The sequence below is a fragment of the Pseudomonas sp. JAI111 genome (genome assembly GCF_024809425.1).
GTDB lineage: Bacteria > Pseudomonadota > Gammaproteobacteria > Pseudomonadales > Pseudomonadaceae > Aquipseudomonas.
Genome location: NZ_JANUCB010000005.1, coordinates 263,331 through 284,320 on the forward strand (window position 1 = coordinate 263,331; position 20,990 = coordinate 284,320).

20 protein-coding genes are annotated in these 20,990 nt (G+C 57.9%); 10 read left to right on the forward strand and 10 right to left on the reverse strand.

Annotated features, from left to right (window positions below; genetic code table 11):
• Positions 1–177 precede the first annotated feature (177 nt).
• Positions 178–1,302: a sugar diacid recognition domain-containing protein gene (locus tag HNR03_RS17910; RefSeq protein WP_259154936.1), complete on the reverse strand. Its 1,125-nt coding sequence runs from the start codon at positions 1,300–1,302 to the stop codon at positions 178–180.
• A 169-nt stretch (positions 1,303–1,471) separates the two neighbouring features.
• Between HNR03_RS17910 and HNR03_RS17915 the strand changes: the two genes are divergently transcribed.
• Positions 1,472–2,782: an MFS transporter gene (locus HNR03_RS17915; protein ID WP_259154938.1), complete on the forward strand. Its 1,311-nt coding sequence runs from the start codon at positions 1,472–1,474 to the stop codon at positions 2,780–2,782.
• Between the two features lie 134 nt (positions 2,783–2,916).
• On the opposite strand, the gene HNR03_RS17920 is transcribed toward HNR03_RS17915, so the two are convergent.
• The gene (locus tag HNR03_RS17920) at positions 2,917–3,276 is read right to left on the reverse strand and encodes a DUF6124 family protein (protein ID WP_259154941.1); all 360 of its coding nucleotides are present in this window, start codon (positions 3,274–3,276) and stop codon (positions 2,917–2,919) included.
• A gap of 423 nt (positions 3,277–3,699) precedes the next feature.
• Between HNR03_RS17920 and HNR03_RS17925 the strand changes: the two genes are divergently transcribed.
• The 3 genes from HNR03_RS17925 to rarD all read left to right on the forward strand — a co-directional run bounded on the left by HNR03_RS17925 (position 3,700) and on the right by rarD (position 6,776).
• Entirely contained in the window at positions 3,700–4,599 is a 900-nt protein-coding gene (locus HNR03_RS17925) for a LysR family transcriptional regulator (RefSeq protein WP_259154942.1), read from the forward strand.
• Positions 4,600–4,669: 70 nt separating this feature from the next.
• On the forward strand, positions 4,670–5,683 hold the full coding sequence (locus tag HNR03_RS17930) for an aldo/keto reductase (protein ID WP_259154943.1): 1,014 nt from the start codon (positions 4,670–4,672) through the stop codon (positions 5,681–5,683).
• 211 nt (positions 5,684–5,894) lie between these two features.
• The gene (gene rarD, locus HNR03_RS17935; protein ID WP_259154944.1) at positions 5,895–6,776 is read left to right on the forward strand and encodes an EamA family transporter RarD; all 882 of its coding nucleotides are present in this window, start codon (positions 5,895–5,897) and stop codon (positions 6,774–6,776) included.
• Between the two features lie 127 nt (positions 6,777–6,903).
• On the opposite strand, the gene hppD is transcribed toward rarD, so the two are convergent.
• A complete protein-coding gene (gene hppD, locus HNR03_RS17940) occupies positions 6,904–7,980 on the reverse strand; it encodes a 4-hydroxyphenylpyruvate dioxygenase (protein ID WP_208668048.1) in 1,077 nt (358 codons plus the stop codon).
• A gap of 250 nt (positions 7,981–8,230) precedes the next feature.
• Positions 8,231–9,169: a DMT family transporter gene (locus tag HNR03_RS17945; protein ID WP_259154945.1), complete on the reverse strand. Its 939-nt coding sequence runs from the start codon at positions 9,167–9,169 to the stop codon at positions 8,231–8,233.
• Between the two features lie 76 nt (positions 9,170–9,245).
• On the opposite strand from HNR03_RS17945, the gene HNR03_RS17950 reads away from it, so the two are divergent.
• The 4 genes from HNR03_RS17950 to HNR03_RS17965 all read left to right on the forward strand — a co-directional run bounded on the left by HNR03_RS17950 (position 9,246) and on the right by HNR03_RS17965 (position 12,368).
• A complete protein-coding gene (locus HNR03_RS17950) occupies positions 9,246–10,118 on the forward strand; it encodes a LysR family transcriptional regulator (RefSeq protein WP_259154946.1) in 873 nt (290 codons plus the stop codon).
• 114 nt (positions 10,119–10,232) lie between these two features.
• Positions 10,233–11,768 (forward strand): EAL domain-containing protein, encoded by a 1,536-nt coding sequence (locus tag HNR03_RS17955; RefSeq protein WP_259154947.1) that lies wholly within the window; start codon positions 10,233–10,235, stop codon positions 11,766–11,768.
• A gap of 68 nt (positions 11,769–11,836) precedes the next feature.
• The gene (locus HNR03_RS17960) at positions 11,837–12,019 is read left to right on the forward strand and encodes a hypothetical protein (RefSeq protein ID WP_208668044.1); all 183 of its coding nucleotides are present in this window, start codon (positions 11,837–11,839) and stop codon (positions 12,017–12,019) included.
• A complete protein-coding gene (locus HNR03_RS17965) occupies positions 12,003–12,368 on the forward strand; it encodes a histone-like nucleoid-structuring protein, MvaT/MvaU family (RefSeq protein ID WP_222586477.1) in 366 nt (121 codons plus the stop codon). Before HNR03_RS17960 ends, HNR03_RS17965 begins: the two co-directional genes overlap by 17 nt.
• 176 nt (positions 12,369–12,544) lie before the next feature.
• Here HNR03_RS17965 and HNR03_RS17970 read toward each other — a convergent pair whose 3' ends face one another.
• Positions 12,545–13,069, reverse strand: coding sequence for a DUF4946 domain-containing protein (locus HNR03_RS17970; RefSeq protein ID WP_259155171.1), 525 nt, complete (start codon positions 13,067–13,069; stop codon positions 12,545–12,547).
• Between the two features lie 145 nt (positions 13,070–13,214).
• On the opposite strand from HNR03_RS17970, the gene gloA reads away from it, so the two are divergent.
• Entirely contained in the window at positions 13,215–13,736 is a 522-nt protein-coding gene (gene gloA, locus HNR03_RS17975) for a lactoylglutathione lyase (protein ID WP_090183543.1), read from the forward strand.
• A 188-nt stretch (positions 13,737–13,924) separates the two neighbouring features.
• Here gloA and ahpF read toward each other — a convergent pair whose 3' ends face one another.
• From ahpF to HNR03_RS17990, 3 genes are all read right to left on the reverse strand, one after another.
• Positions 13,925–15,487, reverse strand: coding sequence for an alkyl hydroperoxide reductase subunit F (ahpF, locus tag HNR03_RS17980; RefSeq protein ID WP_259154950.1), 1,563 nt, complete (start codon positions 15,485–15,487; stop codon positions 13,925–13,927).
• A 127-nt stretch (positions 15,488–15,614) separates the two neighbouring features.
• Positions 15,615–16,178: an alkyl hydroperoxide reductase subunit C gene (ahpC, locus tag HNR03_RS17985; RefSeq protein ID WP_222586475.1), complete on the reverse strand. Its 564-nt coding sequence runs from the start codon at positions 16,176–16,178 to the stop codon at positions 15,615–15,617.
• Between the two features lie 150 nt (positions 16,179–16,328).
• Positions 16,329–17,267, reverse strand: coding sequence for a site-specific integrase (locus HNR03_RS17990; protein WP_259154951.1), 939 nt, complete (start codon positions 17,265–17,267; stop codon positions 16,329–16,331).
• A 178-nt stretch (positions 17,268–17,445) separates the two neighbouring features.
• Here HNR03_RS17990 and HNR03_RS17995 point away from each other — a divergent pair, with 178 nt between their 5' ends.
• The gene (locus HNR03_RS17995) at positions 17,446–18,465 is read left to right on the forward strand and encodes a DNA-binding protein (RefSeq protein WP_259154954.1); all 1,020 of its coding nucleotides are present in this window, start codon (positions 17,446–17,448) and stop codon (positions 18,463–18,465) included.
• On the opposite strand, the gene gorA is transcribed toward HNR03_RS17995, so the two are convergent.
• The gene (gene gorA / locus HNR03_RS18000) at positions 18,462–19,820 is read right to left on the reverse strand and encodes a glutathione-disulfide reductase (protein ID WP_259154955.1); all 1,359 of its coding nucleotides are present in this window, start codon (positions 19,818–19,820) and stop codon (positions 18,462–18,464) included. The genes HNR03_RS17995 and gorA overlap by 4 nt on opposite strands.
• A 131-nt stretch (positions 19,821–19,951) precedes the next feature.
• On the reverse strand, positions 19,952–20,791 hold the full coding sequence (gene galU / locus HNR03_RS18005) for a UTP--glucose-1-phosphate uridylyltransferase GalU (protein WP_090183531.1): 840 nt from the start codon (positions 20,789–20,791) through the stop codon (positions 19,952–19,954).
• Positions 20,792–20,990 lie beyond the last annotated feature (199 nt).

A 20,990-nucleotide genomic window follows, 5' to 3' on the forward strand; every position in this document is an offset into this window, starting at 1 on the left:
CAGTCCGCTGCACAAGCGGGCATGACGATTATTGTTCATTTCCACAAAACAAGAATCCCCACATCCCCCTGTAGGAGCTGTCGAGTGAAACGAGGCTGCGATCTTTTGATCTTGTTTTTAAAAGATCAAAGTCAAAAGATCGCAGCCTCGTTTCACTCGACAGCTCCTACATCGCTCCTAAAGGGGATTTGCGTCGGTCTGGGGCAAGAGCTGCACGCCCAGGTAAAGCGCGAGCATGCCATCGAGGCGCAATGGATCAACCCCGCTCAGCTCGGCGATCCGCTCCATCCGGTAACGCAGACTGTTGCGATGAATCCCCAATGCGTCGGCACACGCCTGGCTCTGCCCATCGTGTTCACACCAACTGCGCAAGGTCGCCAGCAACTGACCGTTACCGTCCTTGGCGATGACCTGACGCAGCGGTTTGAGCAGTTCATCCAGCGCATCATCATTGCGGTGCCGCCAGAGCATCACCGGCAGTCGATAACGGTTGAGCGTGAGCAAGCGCGAATGCGGCAACACATCGCGCCCATAGGCCAGCAAGTCGCCGACGCGCCGATAGCAACGGCGCAGCCCAGACAGCCCATCCGCCTGCCCGCCCACCGCAATGCGCAAAATGTTCCAGCCCAGGCCATCGAGTTTTTCCAGCAGTCGATCGTTCTCGATCGTCTGGGTCGCCGGGCGGCACCACAGCAACGAAGACTTGGCCGAACTCACGCACCAACTGTCCGGGTAACGCGACGTCAGCCAGGCGCTGAGCGCCTCGACGGTCTGCCCCGGCCCGTGTTCCATGCCCAACTCGAACAGATAAGGCACCCGCGTCAATTGCGGCTTGAGCCCCAATTGCTGTGCCTCGTCGAGCAAGCGCGGCGAATCCCCCGCCTCGCTCAACAGCAGCGCCAGCAAATCATCGCAACGCTGACGCCGCCATTGCTGCTCGGCCTGCTGATTGCGCTGGCCGACCAACATCTCGGCGGTCATGCGCACAAGCTCGGCATACGTGCGCAATTGCTCGGGTTCACCGGTGATGCCCAGCACGCCGATCAAGCGCTGATCGAGCAACAGCGGCAGGTTGATCCCCGGCTGCACGCCTTTGAGGTGAATCGCCGTTTGCGCGTCGATTTCCACCACTCTCCCGTTGGCCAGCACCAGTTGCGCGCCTTCATGGCGAGTGTTGATGCGCTCCGGTTCGCCGCTACCGAGAATCAACCCCTGACTGTCCATGACGTTGACGTTGTACGGCAGAATGGCCATCGCCCGGTCGACGATGTCCTGGGCCAGGTCGTGATCGAGTTCGAACATATTGGGGATCCTTGAAAACGCTGGTAGGACGGTTGTTCAGCCGCACAGGGCTGGCTGATAAACCCTGTGCTCAGGCACAAAGACAACAACCATCAGGGTGGCCGAGACTCTCTGGGCGATCAACTTACCCGTTGCATCACAAAAAATCATAATAATGAGAGAACCCGCCATGTCACAGAGCGCCGCCGCTACCCAGGCCATCGTTGACGAAAAAAACGCCGTCTACAAACGCATTACCCTGCGTTTGATCCCCTTCATCTTCATCTGCTACCTGTTCAACTACCTCGACCGGGTCAACGTTGGATTCGCCAAACTGCAGATGCTCGACGCACTGAAATTCAGCGAAACCGTGTACGGCCTCGGCGCCGGGATCTTCTTCATCGGCTACGTGCTGTGCGGCGTGCCCAGCAACCTGGCACTGACCAAATTCGGCCCACGGCGCTGGATTGCGCTGATGATGATGGTCTGGGGCACGCTGTCGACCTGCCTTCTGTTCGTCACTACACCAACCGAGTTCTACACCTTGCGCCTGTTCACCGGTGCGGCTGAAGCCGGGTTCTTCCCGGGCGTGGTGCTTTACCTCTCGCAGTGGTTCCCGACCTTCCGCCGTGGCCGCATCATGGCGCTGTTCATGTCGGCGATCCCGGTGTCCGGCCTGCTCGGCAGCCCGTTCTCCGGCTGGATCCTCAACCACTTCGGCGCAGGCCAGGCCGGTTTGGCCGGCTGGCAGTGGATGTTCCTGTTGCAAGGCATCCCGACGGTGATCCTCGGTGCCCTCGCCTACTTCCTGCTCAGCGACAGCTACGCCAACGCCAAATGGCTCACGCCGTTCGAGCGTTCGGTGCTGGAGGCCGACCACGCCGAAGACCTGGCCAACAAACCGAAAACCACCACCGACTCGCTGCTGGCGGTGTTCAAGAACCCGGCGATCTGGGCCTTTGGCTTGATCTACTTCTGCATCCAGAGCGGCGTCTACGCGATCAACTTCTGGCTGCCGTCGATCATCAAGAACCTGGGTTTCAGCGACAACCTGGTGATTGGCTGGTTGAGTGCGATTCCCTACCTGCTGGCGGCGGTGTTCATGTTGTTGGTCGGTCGCTCGGCGGACCTGCGTAAAGAACGTCGCTGGCATTTGGTGGTGCCGATGCTGATGGGCGCGGTGGGTCTGTTGATCGCCGTGAACTTCGCTACCACGCCGGCCATCGCGATTCTCGGCCTGACCATCGCCACCATGGGCGCCCTGACCGGCTTGCCGATGTTCTGGCCGGTGCCGACGGCGCTGCTGAGCGCGGGTGCGGCCGCTGGTGGTTTGGCGTTGATCAACTCCATGGGGCAGATGGCGGGTTTCCTCAGCCCGTATCTGGTGGGTTGGGTCAAGGACAGCACCGGTTCGACCGATGCCGCGCTGTATCTGCTGGCGGGTGTGATTGTGTGCGGCAGCTTGCTGGCGCTGCGCATGACGCGGACGCTGCGGGTGTAATGATCGTTCCCGCGTAATGATCGTTCCCACGCTCCGCGTGGGAATGCATCCCGGGACGCTCCGCGTCCCTATCGAGAGCTGGAACGCGGAGCGTCCCTAGAGGCATTCCCACGCAGAGCGTGGGAACGATCTAGTCAGGCGTTTTGCGGATCGACGTTATCCAGCGCCCGATTCACCGCCAGCTCGCCCAGCATGATGATCTGCTGCAGCGCCAACATCTTGTGACGCTGCGGCCCTTGCAACTCCCCGGCAAAATCACTCGCCATCACACTCGCCGAAGCCATGGACTCGCAGGCGTGAGCCAACAGGCTTTCCGAATCGATATCGGGCGCGATGAGGAACATCGTGCTGGGTTTTCTTGGGGGTGGTGCCTTGGCGGGATTGAGGTAATGGTCGAGGGCGCGGTCGGCGGCTTCGTTGAATTTTTTGGAGTCGATGGATTCGTAGGGGGAAACGTCGTCGGGGGCTGGTGGGTTGGGTGTTGGTTTGAACATGGATGAAACTCCTAAAGCACTTATAAAAAGGAGCCATCACTCTCGCTACCAAACGAGGGGGTGGTGGCCATACGCAGGTTGGTAGACCGGGCTCTAGGAAAACGGCGCACCCGAAGATGCCCTGCGCATGACCACCATAAAGACGAGACGAAAAATCTCGGCAAAAGGCAATGCTTTGCGACTAGAAACCCGGGCTACCAAACCCGATCGCTGTTCTTCAGCGACGGGGGAAACGATAAGACCCAGGCCCAAGGCGCACAAGCCGGCGGATTCTGGCGCAGTCGTAGGTAACGGCGCAAGGATGTGTAGCCTGCGAGAGTGTCTGAAGGTGTCAGTTAAACATTGCTGTTTATTACTCGTCTTTGCTTGCTAATCAGTAAAAATCCCCGGTAAAAATGGCCGATCTTTAAAGGATTTTTACCAATGAGCTCGATCCTCGACCTGGAGATCTTCGTGCGCACCGCCGACTCCGGGAGCATTTCCGCTGCCGCCCGTGACCTGGCACTCACACCCGCCGCTGCCAGCATCGCCCTTAAACGTCTGGAAACCCGCCTCGGCATCCGCCTGTTCGCGCGCTCCACGCGCAGCATGCGCCTGACCGAGGAAGGCCAGTGTTATCTGGGCAGTGTGCGGGTGGCGCTGGCTGCGCTGGCCGAGGGTGAACAGGCGCTCAGGCATCAGACCCAGGGGTTGAGCGGCACCTTGCAACTGGCCGCGCCGTCGGATTTCGGGCGCAATGTGTTGTTGCCGTGGCTGGATGACTTCAAACGCCAGCACCCCAATATTCAGCTTCAGTTGCTGCTCAACGACCGCCACTCAGACCTGTTTCGCGAAACCGTCGATGTGGCATTACGTTTCGGCGTACCCGGCGATTCGACGCTGGTGGCGCTGCCGATTCTTCCCGAGCATCGTCGCGTGGCCTGCGCCAGTCCCGACTATCTAAACCGTTGCGGTACGCCGCAAACACCCGCCGATCTCGGCGAGCACAGCGCCCTGCTCTACCTGCGCAATGGCCGGCCCTATAACAGTTGGTGTTTCAGCCGTGGCGATGAAGTGCTCGAGGTTCAGGTGCGGGGCGATTACCTCACCGACGACGGTGAAGTCGCACGCCGCTGGGCGCTGGCCGGACATGGCATCGTTTATAAGGCTTGGCTCGATGTCGCTGCAGATGTTCAGGCCGGGCGATTGCTGACGTTGTTCGATGACTGGCAAGGGGAACGCGTGCCTTTCAATCTGTTGTGCCCGCATCGGGTTCAAGTGTCGGAACGGGTCAAGGTGCTGCAAGCGTTCTTGCAAGAGCGCTGTCAGGCCCTTCGTCGATAATTCAGTTTGCTCCACACGGCCGTTCTGGTATTTGATTGAGGCTTTCTCCCACCGGTAAAAGGATTTCGTCATGAGTTATCGCACGCTGGGTCATTCGGGTTTACAGGTGTCGACCCTGACCTTGGGCACCATGATGTTCGGCGAACAGACCAGCACCGAAGATTCCCTGCGGATCATCGACAAGGCCTGGGACCAGGGCGTCAATTTCATCGACACCGCGGACGTTTACACCAACGGCCGTTCCGAAGAGATCGTCGGCGAAGCGATCGCCGGCAACCGCCACGAATGGGTGCTGGCAACCAAGGTCGGTTTTGGTCCGGTGGACGGTGTGCCGAACCGCAGTGGTTTGAGCCGCAAGCATATTTTCAATGGCCTCGACGCCAGCCTGACGCGTTTGGGCACTGACTATCTGGACATCTATTACCTGCACCGCGAAGACCACAACACGCCGCTTGAGGTGACGGTGTCGGCGATTGGCGACTTGATTCGTCAGGGCAAGATTCGTTATTGGGGCTTGTCGAACTACCGTGGCTGGCGCATCGCCGAGGTGATTCGTGTAGCGGATCAACTGGGCGTCGACCGGCCAGTGATCAGCCAGCCGCTGTACAACATCGTCAACCGTCAGGTGGAAACCGAGCAGATCACCGCCGCGCAAAATTATGGCCTTGGCGTGGTGCCTTACAGCCCGCTGGCGCGCGGCGTGCTCAGCGGCAAATATGCGCCGGACGTGAAACCCGATGCCAACAGCCGTGCCGGCCGCGCCGACAAGCGCATCCTGGAAACCGAATGGCGGGTCGAGTCGCTGCGCATCGCCCAGCAGATTCAGCGCTACACGCAGGAGCGTGGCGTGGGCATTGTTGAATTCGCCATTGCCTGGGTGTTGAACAACAGCGCCGTCACCTCGGCCATCGTGGGGCCGCGAACTGAAGAACAGTGGGATGCCTACACGAAAGCGCTGGCGGTGAGGATCACGGCCGAGGACGAGGCGTTCATTGATTCGCTGGTGGTGCCAGGGCATTCCTCGACGCCGGGGTTCAATGATGTGAGCCATTTTGTGTCGGGGCGCAAACCGCGTACCACTTGAGATTTATCGCGAGCAAGCTCGCTCCCACAGGGGGCTTTGTGCAGGGCACCGATGGTGTGTTCGACTCAGGGCTAATGTGGGAGTGAGCCTGCTCGCGATAGCGGTCTGACATTGACTGTGATGTTGGAAATATCGATCACCCGGCCAATATTCAGCACAAAAAACACGTATCCTCTGCGCCCCGTTTCACGTTCAACTTCGCGAGGGCAGTTTGTCTAAAGGTATCGCTTTATCGGTGTCGGCCTCTGTGCTGTTTGCCGTCATGTATTACTACACATCGTTGCTCACGCCCCTGAGCGGCGTGGAAATTTTCGGCTGGCGCATGCTGCTGACCGTACCCTGCATGACCGTGTTCATGGTGGTGTCCGGGGAATGGAAGCGCGTGTTCGACATTTTTCGGCGCATTGCCAGCACGCCAAAACTAATGGCCGGCCTGATCGTCTCGGCGGCCCTGCTCGGTGTGCAGCTCTGGTTGTTCATGTGGGCGCCGCTCAACGGCTACAGCCTGGATGTGTCGCTGGGTTATTTCCTGTTGCCGCTGACCATGGTGCTGACCGGGCGGATCGCCTATGGCGATCGCCTCTCCTATTTGCAAAAGATCGCGGTGGTGCTGGCCTGCCTCGGGGTGATCAACGAGGTGTATCAGGTCGGTGGATTCTCCTGGGCCACCTTGCTGGTGTGCATCGGTTATCCCCTGTATTTCATCGTGCGCAAGCGCCTGGCCGCGGACAACCTCGGCGGTCTTTGGCTGGACATGGCGTTGATGCTGCCGGTTGCATTCTGGTTCGTGCAGAGTGGTGAGCAGGGTTTTGGTGTATTTGACCAACACCCGTGGCTGTCGCTGCTGATCCCGATACTCGGCGTGATCAGCGCGTCGGCGCTGGTGGTGTACATCATTGCCAGCCGCTTGCTGCCGTTCAGCCTCTTCGGGCTGTTGAGCTATGTCGAACCGGTATTGCTGCTGGGCGTGGCGTTGCTGCTGGGGGAAAGCATCAAGCCCGGAGAATGGCTGACCTATATTCCGATCTGGTTGGCCGTGGTGGTGTTGATGTTTGAAGGGTTCAAGCATTTGATGCGCCAGCGCAGGCCTTAAGCCCCACACAAAACCAAATGTGGGAGCGGGCTTGCTCGCGAAGGCGTCGTATCAGTCAACTCAGATGTTGAATGAACAATTGCATTCGCGAGCAAGCCCGCTCCCACAGGTTTAGCGGTGTGGCGGCTTACTCAGTGGCGAGCACGCCACGACGTACCTGATCACGTTCGATCGATTCGAACAGCGCCTTGAAGTTGCCTTCGCCGAAACCATCGTCGCCTTTACGCTGGATGAATTCGAAGAACACCGGGCCCATCAGGGTCTCCGAGAAAATCTGCAGCAGCAGGCGCTTGTCACCTGACTCGGACGAACCGTCCAGCAGAATCCCGCGCGATTGCAGCTGATCAACCGGCTCACCATGGTTTGGCAAGCGGCCTTCGAGCATCTCGTAATACGTTTCCGGCGGCGCGGTCATGAAGCGCATGCCGATGCTTTTCAGATGATCCCAGGTCTTGATCAAGTCATCGCTAAGGAAGGCGACGTGCTGGATGCCCTCACCGTTGAACTGCATCAGAAACTCTTCGATCTGCCCCGCGCCCTTGGACGACTCTTCGTTCAACGGGATGCGGATCATGCCGTCCGGCGCGGTCATCGCCTTGGACGTCAGGCCGGTGTACTCGCCCTTGATGTCGAAGTAACGGATTTCGCGGAAGTTGAACAGCTTCTCGTAGAAATTGGCCCAGTAAGCCATGCGACCGCGATACACGTTGTGAGTCAGGTGGTCGATGATTTTCAGGCCAGCGCCGACCGGGTTGCGGTCCACGCCTTCGATGAACACAAAGTCGATGTCATAGATCGAGCTGCCTTCACCAAATCGGTCGATCAGGTACAGCGGCGCGCCGCCGATGCCTTTGATCGCTGGCAGGTTCAGCTCCATCGGGCCGGTTTCGATGTGAATCGGCTGGGCGCCGAGTTCCAGTGCGCGCTTGTAGGCCAGCTGCGAATCCTTGACCCGGAACGCCATGCCGCATACGGACGGGCCGTGCTCAGCCGCGAAGTAGGAAGCGACGCTGTGGGGTTCGTTGTTGAGGATCAGGTTGATCTGGCCCTGGCGATACAGGTGCACATTTTTGGAGCGGTGGGTCGCGACCTTGGTGAAGCCCATGATCTCGAAGATCGGCTCCAGGGTGTTCGGGGTCGGCGATGCGAACTCGATGAATTCAAAGCCCATCAGGCCCATTGGGTTTTCGTATAAATCTGCCATTTTGGCGCCTCATCATTTTTTAGAATTAACGGAACGTTAGTCGCTAAGAATGCTGAAGCCGGCGGGTGGCGCGCAGGAGATGCCGCGCACACTGCGCGCGAGGAAGTCACCGTAGATCAATTGAAACCCAAAACTCTTCATTGTCGACCCAAGGCTCTTGCGGGCGAGGCTTCTGCTGCCAGAAGACGATTTATTATTGTATGCGTAACCAGATTCTACACAGCGTAATCAGGTTTGTCCGCCTTCTGTATCAAATCCCCTTTTTCCTCACTCGCGCAAGGGGTTTGTTGCACAGGAAAATCCCCGCCAGGATCAGCCCTCCTCCCAGGCACATCGCCAGCGTCAGTTGCTCGTCCAACAGCAGCGCACCGAGGATGACCGCCGTCAGCGGGTTCAAGGCGATGAACACCCCCGAACGCGTCGCGCCGATTTGGCGGATGCCGTCGTAATAGCCGATGTAGGCCAGCGCCGAACCCAAAACGCCCAGGTACATCAGGCTCAACCATTGCTGCGGGCCGAGGTTCAGCAGCACGTCGAGACTCAGCTCTCCGCGCACCGCACTGGTCATCCACAGCATCGCCGTGCCCAGCAGAATCGAATACGTCACGGTCTGCACCGGCCCCAGCGACCGGTTAAGGTCTTTGGAGCACAGCGAATAAACGCCCCAGGCGAGAACGCAGCCGAAAATCAGCAAATCACCGATCCAGGCATCGGTATTACCGGCCAACAGCTGTGGGTTTCGGCTGATGATCACCAGGCTCGTCCCGGCAATACAGATCGCAATGCCGGCGACTTTGACTCGGTTCAAGCGTTCCTTGAACACCAGCCATGATGCGAGTGCGATCACCGCCGGGTTCAGCGCGACGATCAATGACGCCCTTGAAGCGTTGATGTAATGCAGTCCATAAAAGAAGCACAGGTTGTAGAAGAAGATCCCGAAGCCCCCCAGCAACGCCAGTTGCAGCCACTGCTTGAAGCTCGGTTTTGCCAGAGGCACGCGGGCCAGCAGTAAAAACACCAGCAGTGCCATGCTGGCCAGCAGGAATCTCAGGCTGGCTGCGAATAGCGGGGAAAGGCTGTCGGCGAGAAACCGTCCGGCGACAAAGGTCCCGCCCCAGATCATCGTGACGGCAGCGAGCTTCAGGTAAACCGGCACCTCCGAAGACGTCGTTTGTGCGCAGGTATTCATTGGGTGTGGAACCTTGATCGGGCAGATGACGTATCATTCGCCTAATGCACGATCATCGTAAAATGAGTAAAAACTCATGACCCTGACCCAACTCGAGATTTTCTCGCTCGTCGCCGAACTGCGCGGTTTCACGGCGGCGGCCAATCGCTTGGGGATTTCCCAATCGGCGGTCTCCCATGCCCTGAAGTCACTGGAGCAGGAATTGGGCGTCGAGTTATTCAGACGTCACCAGTCCCAGGTCGAATTGAGCGACATCGGCCAACAGCTTTTATTGCGCGCCCGGGCGATGCTCGGCCTGGCCAACACCTTGCGTCAGGAAGCCGCCGATGCCCGTGGCATGAAAAGCGGCACCTTGCGCATCGGTTCATTTGGCCCGACCTCATCGATCAAACTGTTACCGACGATCCTGCAGCACTATCGCAGTGCCCACCCAGGCATCGAAGTGCACATTGACGAAGGTCCAGACCGCCAGGTGATTCAATGGCTCGAAGAGCGGCGAATCGATGTCGGTTTCGTGGTGTTGCCCGAAGACCGTTTCGACACCTTTATGTTGATCGAGGATCAATTGGTCGCGTTGCTGCCCCATGATCACCCGTTGGCCGGCCGCGACAGCCTGAGCTTGAGCGACTTGTGTCATGACCCGTTCGTGCTGACCGAAGCCGGGTCTTCGGAGCTGGTCTCACGCTTGTTCAGTGCGGCCCGACTCACTCCGAATATCCGTTATCGCTGCTCGCAGTTGCTCAGCACACTGGACACGGTGAGCCGTGGCGATGCCTTGACCGTGGTCGCCGAAGGTTCATTGCCCGACAACAGCAACGACCGCTACGTGAAAAAACCGTTGTCGCCCGCTGTCACTCGCCGGGTCGGGCTGGCGGTGCTCGACCAGCGCCAGTCGTCGCCCGCCACATTGGCGTTTATCAAACTGGCTTCAGGCCTGAACTACCGTTGAGCGGCATAACCGCCGACGGCCATCTATCATGGCCGTTACCAGAACTCTTTTGGGAGGCGTGTCGTCGTCCTGCCAGCATTTGAGAGCCACACTTCACCGTCACAGGCTTCGCAAATGCCCCTGAACGTCATAACCCGCCGCAAACGCAGCAAACGTATCGCTGTCACCCTGCTGAGCGCGCTGCTCCCGATGGGGTTGGGCTTCGCCATCCTGTCCATGCAGGCGGAACGTGCGCTCAAGCATAGTTCCGGGGTGACGGCCGAAGAAGCCATTCGCCAATTCGACCTGATGCTCGACAACACGGCCCAGGCTGCGCAGGTATTGCTGCCGCTGGCTGGCCAACCGTGCGATGACGTCAAGCTGGCCTTGCGCGAGCAGGTCACGCGCCGTCCGTTCGTGCGCTCGACCAACCTGGTGTGGGACGACAATATCTATTGCAGTTCGTTGTTCGGTGATTATCAGGAAAAGGTTAATCCGGGCGACTACACCCAAGGCAAGTTGTGGCTCATGAACGGCAACCCGGTCACGCCCGACACCGCGTTATTGGTCTATCGGCTCAACGACGGTAACCGGGGCGCGCTGACGACCCTGGACGGTTATCACTTGAGCAATGTCTTGCGTTTGATTGGTCGCAAGACACAGCTGTTGCTGCAAGTCGGCCCCGACTGGTTATCCGCCGACGGCAAAGTCCACGAAGCGGCCCTGCCCGCCTTGCCAGTGGCCGAAAGCAAACTGACATCTTCGCGTTATGCATTCACCGTCGCCGCCGGCTTCCCCGCTGGAGAAACCTGGCGTTACATGAAAAGCGAATATCCGCCGCTGTTCAGTTTGCTGATCTTCTTCGGCGTGGTGTTCGGTTCAATCGGGCATTTTCTGCAAAAGCGCTCATCATCCCCCAGCCACGAAATGCAGCGCGCTCTGGAAGCGCAGGAGTTCGTTCCCTATTTTCAGCCGGTGGTGCATGGCGATACTAAGAAATGGTCTGGCGCCGAAGTCTTGATGCGCTGGCATCATCCCAAAGAAGGCCTGGTGCGCCCGGACCTGTTTATCCCGTTTGCCGAGCATTCGGGATTGATCGTGCCGATGACCCGCTCGTTGATGCGACAGACCGCGGCGTTGCTGGCGCCAGTCGCTGGATCGCTCGGCGCACCATTCCACATCGGCATCAACATCACCGCCAGTCATTGCAAGGATCTGGAGCTGGTTGACGACTGCCGGGAATTTCTCGGTGCTTTTGCGCCAGGCGCGGTCAGCCTGGTGCTGGAGTTGACCGAGAGGGAACTGATCGAACCGATGCCCATCACGCTCCAGTTGTTCGAGCAGCTCCAGGCCTTGGGCGTGTTGATTGCGATCGATGACTTTGGCACCGGTCACTCAAGCCTCGGGTATCTGCGCCAGTTCAATGTCGATTTCCTGAAAATCGATCAAAGTTTTGTCGCGATGATTGGTGCTGATGCACTGTCACGGCACATTTTGGACAGCATTATCGAGCTCTCGGCCAAGCTTGACCTGGGGATCGTCGCCGAGGGCGTGGAAACCGAGGAGCAAAGTGATTATCTGACGGCTCATGGTGTGAACTTCTTACAAGGTTATCTGTTCGACCGGCCGATGCCCGCCGCGCAATTCATTAATGCATTAAGCCACCGTTAACTAGCGTGGTGACGCGCTGAGGCCACGACTCGACGCACCAAATTGAATCAAAAGAATAGTGTTGTTACATGAAGAAAAAGACAGGATTTACTCTTGGGCATTTAACTACTACAATTTTTCATGCCTGCTCAACATTGGCAGGTGAGCCACTTATCACCGAGTCGCTTCAAGGCTCTTGGCTTATAGCTTTGTTTGCGGTTGGTATCAGCCAAACACACTATTGGAGTAAAGATATTGTCCAGACTCGCTGAATTCCGCGCCGCCGAAAAGGCCCTTCAAGAACAGCTCAAGCAGCTGGAATCGCTGAAGAATGATGCCGGGCTCAAGAAAGAAATCGAATTCGAAGAAAAGCTCCAGGGGCTGATGAAAACCTACGGCAAAAACCTGCGGGACATCATCGCCATTCTCGATCCGAACCCGTCAAAAACCGGTCTACAACAGGCAAAAACGCCTAAAACCCGCCGCGCTCGCGTGGTCAAGGTTTATCACAATCCGCATACCGGCGAGCTGATTGAAACCAAGGGTGGTAACCACCGCGGCCTGAAAGCCTGGAAGGAACAATACGGTGCCGCTACCGTTGATTCCTGGCTGCGCGGCTAAACACTCGCGCCGACACAAAGCCCTGCCAAGTGCAGGGCTTTTTTTATGGATAGCCTCTAAAAGCAGCGACTAGAATGGCTTAACTCGCTACTTGGCCACCAACTTTTTGCTTAATCCCTTTGGGTATCTAAAAATTTCGGCTCACTCCAAAATCTGCAGTCTCGCAACACCTGTAACTAAAGTTTCAAGCTGTTACGAGTCGCCTCTATTTCATCCTGACTTGCCTTATAAGCGTCCGCCTGCCCCGCATAGGAAAGAACATAGGCCTTATCGGCATCCAGCGCGGCAACCAAAGTTTGCGACAGCACATGTCGACCGTTCTGGGTAATCGTGCAGGTAGTCTCCAACGCCGACAGCCGGCTCAAGGTTGCCGGATGAATTTTGTTGCAGACACTTTGATAGCCACCTTGAAAGAAGTCTTTCTGCACTGATTTGCGCATTTCCAGCAATACGCCTTGCAGATTGACCTGATGACCGCGCTCGACCTGAGTCATGGTCAACTCCATCACCAACACCGGGGTGCCACCCTGGTCATTTTTTACCGCGCGTTGACGTGACACCGTAGTGTTGGCCTCGTCATGCGCGACGGCCTCAACCGCCCAGCCAGTTGGCCAGCTCACTACAGGCGCCTCTGCCTGAGCGCTGGCAACCACTGACAGCAGGCAAAACAGGGCGCAGGTCGATTGACAGAATCGGATCATCGCAATGAACACTCACAAAATGAACCGTAAAGTCTGAGCCTCGTCCACCCGTCAGGCAATAGCAGACTGTTTGGGTTTGGTGATGTCACAGCCCTTGCGTATCATTGTCGCCATTCTTTAGCCCCACTTATTTTCCGGAGGGCCCATGAGCCTGCACGAATTGAACACACTCCCAGGCGTGACTGCCCAACCTGACACCGCCACTCAGCAGTTCGTCTTCAACCACACCATGCTGCGCGTCAAGGACATCACCAAGTCCCTGGACTTCTACACCCGCGTGCTGGGTTTCTCGCTGGTAGAAAAACGCGATTTCCCGGAAGCCGAATTCAGCCTGTACTTCCTGGCACTGGTCGATAAAAACCAGATTCCGGCTGACGCGGCGGCGCGCACTGAATGGATGAAATCGATCCCTGGCATTCTCGAGCTGACCCACAACCACGGCACCGAGAATGACGCGGATTTCGCCTATCACAACGGCAACACCGACCCGCGCGGCTTCGGCCACATCTGTATCTCCGTGCCGGACATTCGTGCAGCTTGCGAGCGCTTCGAAGCACTGGGTTGCGATTTCCAGAAACGCCTGAATGACGGACGCATGAAGAGCCTGGCCTTTATCAAAGACCCGGATGCGTACTGGGTCGAGATTATTCAGCCAGCGCCGCTGTAAAAAAGCTCGCCTGCCACCGATCGTTCCCACGCTCTGCGTGGTAACGCCTCCTGTGACGCTCTGCGTCAGGATTTTTGGGACGCGGAGCGTCCCGGGCTGCATTCCCACGCAAAGCGTGGGAACGATCAGTCAGCACAAAAAAAAACCCCATGATCGCTCATGGGGTTTTGTGTTTTCAGCGTCGGGTTTTATGCCGGAGCCGAAGTGCGGATCAAGTGATCGAATGCGCTCAGGGAGGCTTTGGCGCCCTCGCCTACCGCAATCACGATCTGCTTGTACGGCACGGTGGTGACGTCACCCGCAGCGAACACACCGGGCATCGACGTTTCACCGCGAGCGTCGACAATGATCTCGCCGCGAGGCGACAACTCGATGGTGCCTTTGAGCCAATCGGTGTTGGGCAGCAAACCGATTTGCACGAAGATCCCTTCCAGTTCGACGTTGCGCAACTCGTCCGACTGACGATCCTTGTAGCGCAGGCCGTTGACCTTCTGACCGTCGCCCAACACTTCAGTGGTTTGCGCACTGGTGATCACGGTGACGTTCGACAGGCTGTGCAACTTGCGCTGCAAGACGGCGTCGGCGCGTAACTGAACGTCGAACTCCAGCAGGGTCACATGCGACACGATACCGGCGAGGTCGATGGCCGCTTCGACGCCGGAGTTACCGCCGCCAATCACCGCCACACGCTTGCCTTTGAACAGCGGACCGTCACAGTGCGGGCAGTACGCCACGCCCTTGTTGCGGTATTGCTGCTCGCCCGGCACGTTCATTTCACGCCAGCGCGCACCGGTCGCCAGAATCACGGTCTTGGCTTTCAGGGTCGCGCCACTGCCGAAGTGGACTTCGTGCAGCTCGCCGTTCTTGCCAGGCAGCAACTTGTCGGCGCGTTGCAGGTTCATGATGTCGACGTCGTATTGCTTGACGTGTTCTTCCAGGGCCACAGCCAGTTTCGGCCCCTCGGTTTCCTGCACGGAGATGAAGTTCTCGATGGCCATGGTGTCGAGCACCTGCCCACCAAAACGCTCCGCCGCCACACCGGTGCGAATGCCTTTGCGAGCCGCGTAGATCGCAGCCGACGCACCCGCCGGACCACCGCCCACGACCAGTACGTCAAAGGCTTCCTTGGCGCTGATCTTCTCGGCCTGGCGTTCGATGCCGCTGGTGTCGATCTTGGCGAGGATTTCCTCCAGGCCCATGCGGCCCTGACCGAAGTTCACGCCGTTAAGGTAAATGCTAGGCACGGCCATGATCTGACGATCATCGACTTCGGCCTGGAACAGCGCGCCGTCGATGGCGACGTGGCGGATGTTCGGGTTCAGCACTGCCATCAGGTTCAACGCCTGGACTACGTCCGGGCAGTTCTGGCAGGACAGCGAGAAGTAAGTCTCGAAGCTGAACTCGCCTTTGAGCGAGCGGATCTGTTCGATCACTTCAGCGCTGGCTTTCGAGGGGTGGCCGCCAACTTGCAGCAAGGCCAGCACCAACGAGGTGAATTCGTGGCCCATAGGGATGCCGGCGAAACGCAGGCTGATATCGGCACCCGGGCGATTGATCGAGAACGATGGTTTACGTGCATCGTCACCGTTGTCGAGCAAGGTAATTTGAGTCGAAAGGCTGGCAACGTCTTTCAACAGTTCAAGCATTTCCTGGGATTTCGCACCGTCGTCGAGGGAGGCAACGATCTCGATCGGCTGGGTGACCCGTTCCAGGTACGATTTCAACTGGGCTTTTAGATTGGTGTCCAACATACGGGCGATTTCCTTTCTTTTTCTGAGACATAAAAAAACGCCCGAGCGAATCTCGCCCGGGCGTTTTATAGGGCGGTTGCAGCTTACTTAGGTGCGGAAACCCGCCCTGATGATGCGATCCACAGACTTAGATCTTGCCGACCAGGTCCAGGGACGGAGCCAGAGTGGCCTCGCCTTCTTTCCACTTGGCAGGGCAAACCTGGCCTGGGTGAGCAGCGACGTACTGGGCAGCCTTGATTTTGCGCAGCAGCTCGGAAGCGTCACGGCCAACGCCGCCATCGTTGAGTTCAACGATTTTGATCTGGCCTTCAGGGTTGATCACGAAGGTGCCACGGTCAGCCAGACCAGCGTCTTCGATCAGCACGTCGAAGTTGCGGGAGATGGCATGAGTCGGGTCGCCGATCATGGTGTACTGGATTTTGCCGATGGCTGGCGAAGTGTTGTGCCAGGCAGCGTGGGCAAAGTGGGTGTCAGTGGAAACGCTGTAGATCTCGACGCCCAGTTTCTGGAACGCGTCGTAGTTGTCAGCCAGGTCTTCCAGTTCGGTCGGGCAAACAAAGGTGAAGTCGGCTGGGTAGAAGAACACGACAGACCACTTGCCTTTCAGGTCAGCGTCCGACACTTGTACGAAGTCGCCATTTTTGTAGGCGTTAGCTTTGAACGGTTTAACTTGGCTGTTGATGATAGGCATCGATGACTCTCCGTCGGGGTTGAAAAGTTGGGTTGAAAAGTTGATGGGGTGAATCCTACCCACTCGATCATCGCCTGGCTCATTGGCAAAGCTCATGCTGCTGATTGGTTTTCGCTATTAGCGGACAGTATTAATAGAAGAAAACGGAATCTAGAGCGTCAACGGCTTTTCAGTGAGTCTGGCCATCCCGAGAAACGGGCTCGCTTCAACATAGCGCATGGCTGACTTCATATCCTTCCAGCCCACGTAACTCATCAACGATTTCAGATCCCAACCGCTTTGGTGCGCCCAACTGGCAAAGCCGCGACGCAAAGAATGGCTGGTGTAGTGCTCAGCGGGGATGCCGGCGCGCTCCAGCGCCTGACGCAGTAACGGTATGACGCTGTTGGCGTGCAAGCCCTCCTCGCTCAAGTGCCCCCAGCGGTCGATGCCGCGAAACACTGGGCCACGCACCAGCGCCGCTTCTGTAATCCATTGGATATAGGCGTTCACTGGACAGAGGCGCTGCAGGGCCGGCGTCTGGTAAGTCTTGCCGAGGTTCTCGCGATCGCCTTTGCTGCGTGGCAGGTAGAGGGTGATGCCGGACCCGGCACTGGCCTGCACGTGTTCGATGTGTACTCGGCATAACTCATCGCTGCGAAAGCCGCGCCAGAAGCCCAGCAGGATCAGCGCCGCATCGCGTCTGGCGCGAAGCAAACCTGGCCGATCGTTTTGCGCCCTGGCGGTTTGCGCCTCCTGCTCCAGCCAGGCCACCACTTGCTCCAGATGCTGAAGCTGCAAGGGCTCGGCCTGTTTCTCCTGTGCCGGGTGCAACGCGCGGATGCCCTTGAAGACTTTGCGCACTACCGGGGATTTGGTGGGATCGGGAAAACCCTGACTGCTATGCCACTGCGCCAGCGCCGACAAACGTAGCTTCAACGTGTTGATCGACAGCACGCCCGCATGAGCCACGAGGTAGCGCGCCACGCTATCGCTGGTGGCCGGCAGAAAACCACCCCAACTGACTTCGAAGTGTTCGATAGCCGCCCGATAGCTGCGACGGGTGTTGTCGCGGGTGGCGGCTTGCAGGTAGCGATCCAGCTCGGTCATGGGCTCAATTCTCGAAAACGTACCGATTTGGCGGGGTCAAACGGGCCAAATGGCGTATCACACGGGGTAATACCAGTATATCCCGTATGATTAAGTTACATTTTTAATCTTTTTCAAATAAATGGTACACTGCGTACTTTAGTGTTACGTACCACAGTACGAAATCGTAGGAGAACACATGGCTCGTGGCGGCGTTAATAAAGCAGTGGTACAAGCGGCACGCTTGGCGATCCTTGCACGCGGTGAAAATCCCAGCATCGACGCAGTACGGATCGAGATGGGAAACACCGGCTCAAAAACAACCATCCACCGTTATTTGAAGGAGCTGGACGACGGCAGCGAACGCGTTGAGATACCTTCGGAACCGATCGACGATGAGCTGGCAGGACTGGTTTCACGCTTGGCGCAACGACTGAAGGAAAAGGCGCAAGAACCCATCGACGAGGCACGCGCCCAGTTCGATCAGCAGCGTAAAGAGCTGGATATCCAGCTGACTGAAGCGCAACGGGCCAACACCGAATTGCATCAGCAATACGAGATTCAAAGCCTGGCGCTGACCCAGGAATCCGAGTCGCTGCAAGAAACCCGCGCCCTGCTGCAGACCGAGCAAACCCGCAACGCCGGCTTGAATCAGGCGCTGGCGGACTTCGAGTTGCGCCTTAAAGACAAGGATGAGCAGATCCGCTCACTGGAAGAAAAGCACCTGCACGCGCGCGAGGCGCTTGAGCATTACCGCAACGCCGTCAAGGAACAGCGCGAGCAAGAGCACAGTCGACACGAAGGCCAGGTGCAGCAGATCCAGATGGAGTTACGCCAGGCCCAGCAAAGCGCCATGGTGCGCCAGGACGAAATCACCCAACTGCATCGCGACAACGAGCGCCTGCTCACCGAGAACCGCGGCACGCTGCGGGAGCTGGGACTACTGCAGGATCAACTCAAGCAAACCAACAGCCGACAGGATCAACTGCTGGAGCAGGTCAATCGCATCGACAGCGAACGCACCCTCCTCCAGGAACGCTTGCGCGCCGCCCTGCTGGAAAGCCAATCACTGAAGCAGAACGTTGATGAGCAGTCGCAGATAAACAAAGGATTGGAAATCGAATTGCTCAAGACTCAGGCGAGTCTCGATGAAAGCCTGCGCCTGGCGGCTGTCGTTGCAACAGCGCCAGACGCTTCAGAGCCTCAAAAGAAAGATTAAGCGTTAACCGGTGTGCGCATGGTGACGAACTCTTCGGCGGCCGTTGGGTGCACACCAATGGTTTCGTCGAAGTCGCGCTTTGTCGCGCCCGCCTTCAAGGCAATCGCCAGGCCCTGGACGATCTCGCCGGCATCCGGCCCGACCATGTGGCAGCCCAGGACCTTATCGGTCTTGGCATCCACCACCAGCTTCATCAGCGTGCGCTCCTGGCAGTCGGTCAGGGTCAGCTTCATTGGACGGAAACGGCTTTCGAAGATCTGTACTTCGTGGCCGGCTTCCCGCGCCTCTTCCTCGCTCAGACCCACCGTGCCGATGTTCGGCAGACTGAACACGGCCGTCGGGATCATCTTGTAATCCACTGGACGATACTGCTCCGGCTTGAACAAACGACGCGCCACGGCCATGCCTTCAGCCAGGGCAACCGGCGTCAGCTGCACACGACCGATCACATCGCCGAGGGCCAGGATCGACGGCTCTGCAGTCTGATACTGCTCGTCGACTTCGATGAAGCCTTTCTTGTCGAGCTTGACGCCCGTGTTCTCCAACCCCAGGTTATCCAGCATCGGACGTCGGCCGGTAGCGTAGAACACGCAGTCAGCCTCCAGCTCGCGACCATCCTTGAGCGTCACCTTCAGGCTGCCGTCGGATTGTTTATCGATGCGCTCGATATCGGAATTGAATTGCAGGTTCATGCCCCGCTTGGTCAGCTCTTCCTGCAAATGCTTGCGCACCGAACCGTCGAAGCCTCGCAGGAACAGCTCACCGCGATACAACAACGTGGTCTCGGCGCCCAGCCCGTGGAAAATCCCGGCAAATTCCACCGCGATATACCCTCCCCCGACCACCACGACACGCTTGGGCAGCTCTTTGAGGAAGAAGGCCTGATTGGAACTGATCGCATGTTCGTGCCCGGGAATCTCCGGAATCTGCGGCCAGCCACCGGTAGCAATGAGGATGTTTTTGGCGGTGTAGCGCTCGCCATTGATCTCGACCGTGTTCGGGTCGACGATCCGGGCATGGCCTTCATGCAAGGTGACGCCACTATTGACCAGCAGGTTGCGGTAAATCCCGTTCAGGCGATTGATCTCGCGATCCTTGTTGGCGATCAGCGTTGCCCAATCGAACTTCGCTTCGCCCGGCGTCCAGCCAAAACCTGAGGACTGCTCGAAATCTTCGGCAAAGTGCGCGCCGTAGACCAGCAACTTCTTCGGCACGCAGCCGACGTTTACACAGGTGCCACCCAGGTAGCGGCTCTCGGCCACAGCCACTTTCGCACCAAAACCAGCGGCAAATCGCGCAGCTCGTACACCGCCGGAACCGGCGCCAATCACATACAGGTCAAAATCGTAGGCCATTTTCAATCTCCTCGGCAGGCAACCAGCATACCCGCAGACGTCCGTTGGGCAAGCGCTGCAAGCGTTATGGGGGCGGAAAATGAAAAAGCCACCCGAAGGTGGCTTTTCAATACAAGCAGGTCAGGCGCTAATCAGTAAGCCTTGCCAGTCTTGTAGAAGTTCTCGAAGCAGAAGTTGGTCGCGTCGATGTAGCCTTCAGCGCCACCGCAGTCGAACCGCTTGCCTTTGAACTTGTAGGCCATGACGCAGCCGTTTTGGGCCTGCTTCATCAGGGCGTCGGTGATCTGGATTTCACCACCCTTGCCTGGCTCGGTTTGTTCGATCAGGTCGAAGATGTCCGGCGTCAGGATGTAACGACCGATGATCGCCAGGTTCGACGGCGCGTCTTCCGGCTTTGGTTTTTCAACCATGCTGTGAACGCGGTAGATGTCGTCGCGGATCATCTCACCGGAGATCACACCGTATTTGTGAGTTTCTTGCGGGTCGACTTCCTGGATCGCGACGATCGAGCAGCGGAACTGCTTGTACAGCTTGACCATCTGGGTCAGAACGCCGTCACCATCGAGGTTGACGCACAAGTCATCCGCCAGTACCACGGCGAAGGGTTCATCACCGATCAGTGGACGACCGGTCAGGATCGCGTGGCCCAGGCCTTTCATTTCTGTCTGGCGGGTGTAGGAGAACGAGCAGTTGTCGAGCAGCTTGCGGATACCGACCAGGTATTTCTCTTTGTCGGTGCCCTTGATCTGGTTTTCCAGCTCGTAGCTGATGTCGAAGTGGTCTTCCAGAGCGCGTTTGCCGCGACCGGTGACGATGGAGATTTCAGTCAACCCAGCGTCCAGTGCTTCTTCGACGCCGTACTGGATCAGTGGCTTGTTTACCACCGGCAGCATTTCTTTGGGCATGGCTTTAGTCGCTGGCAGGAAGCGAGTACCGTAACCGGCTGCTGGGAACAAGCATTTCTTGATCATATAAGTCCTTGAAAGGGCTGTGTGTACGAGTTTCGGCGCAGTCTAATCAGGCGGCGTGCACCTTACAATGCCCCGCACTGGCTAACCGATGCCAACATAGAGAAATATTATCGCGGATAGTTCCGCAGATCTGATGGCCGACCCTAATAGATAGCAGAGATCAGCAGACCTGCACGGGCGATTCAATCGCACCACCATA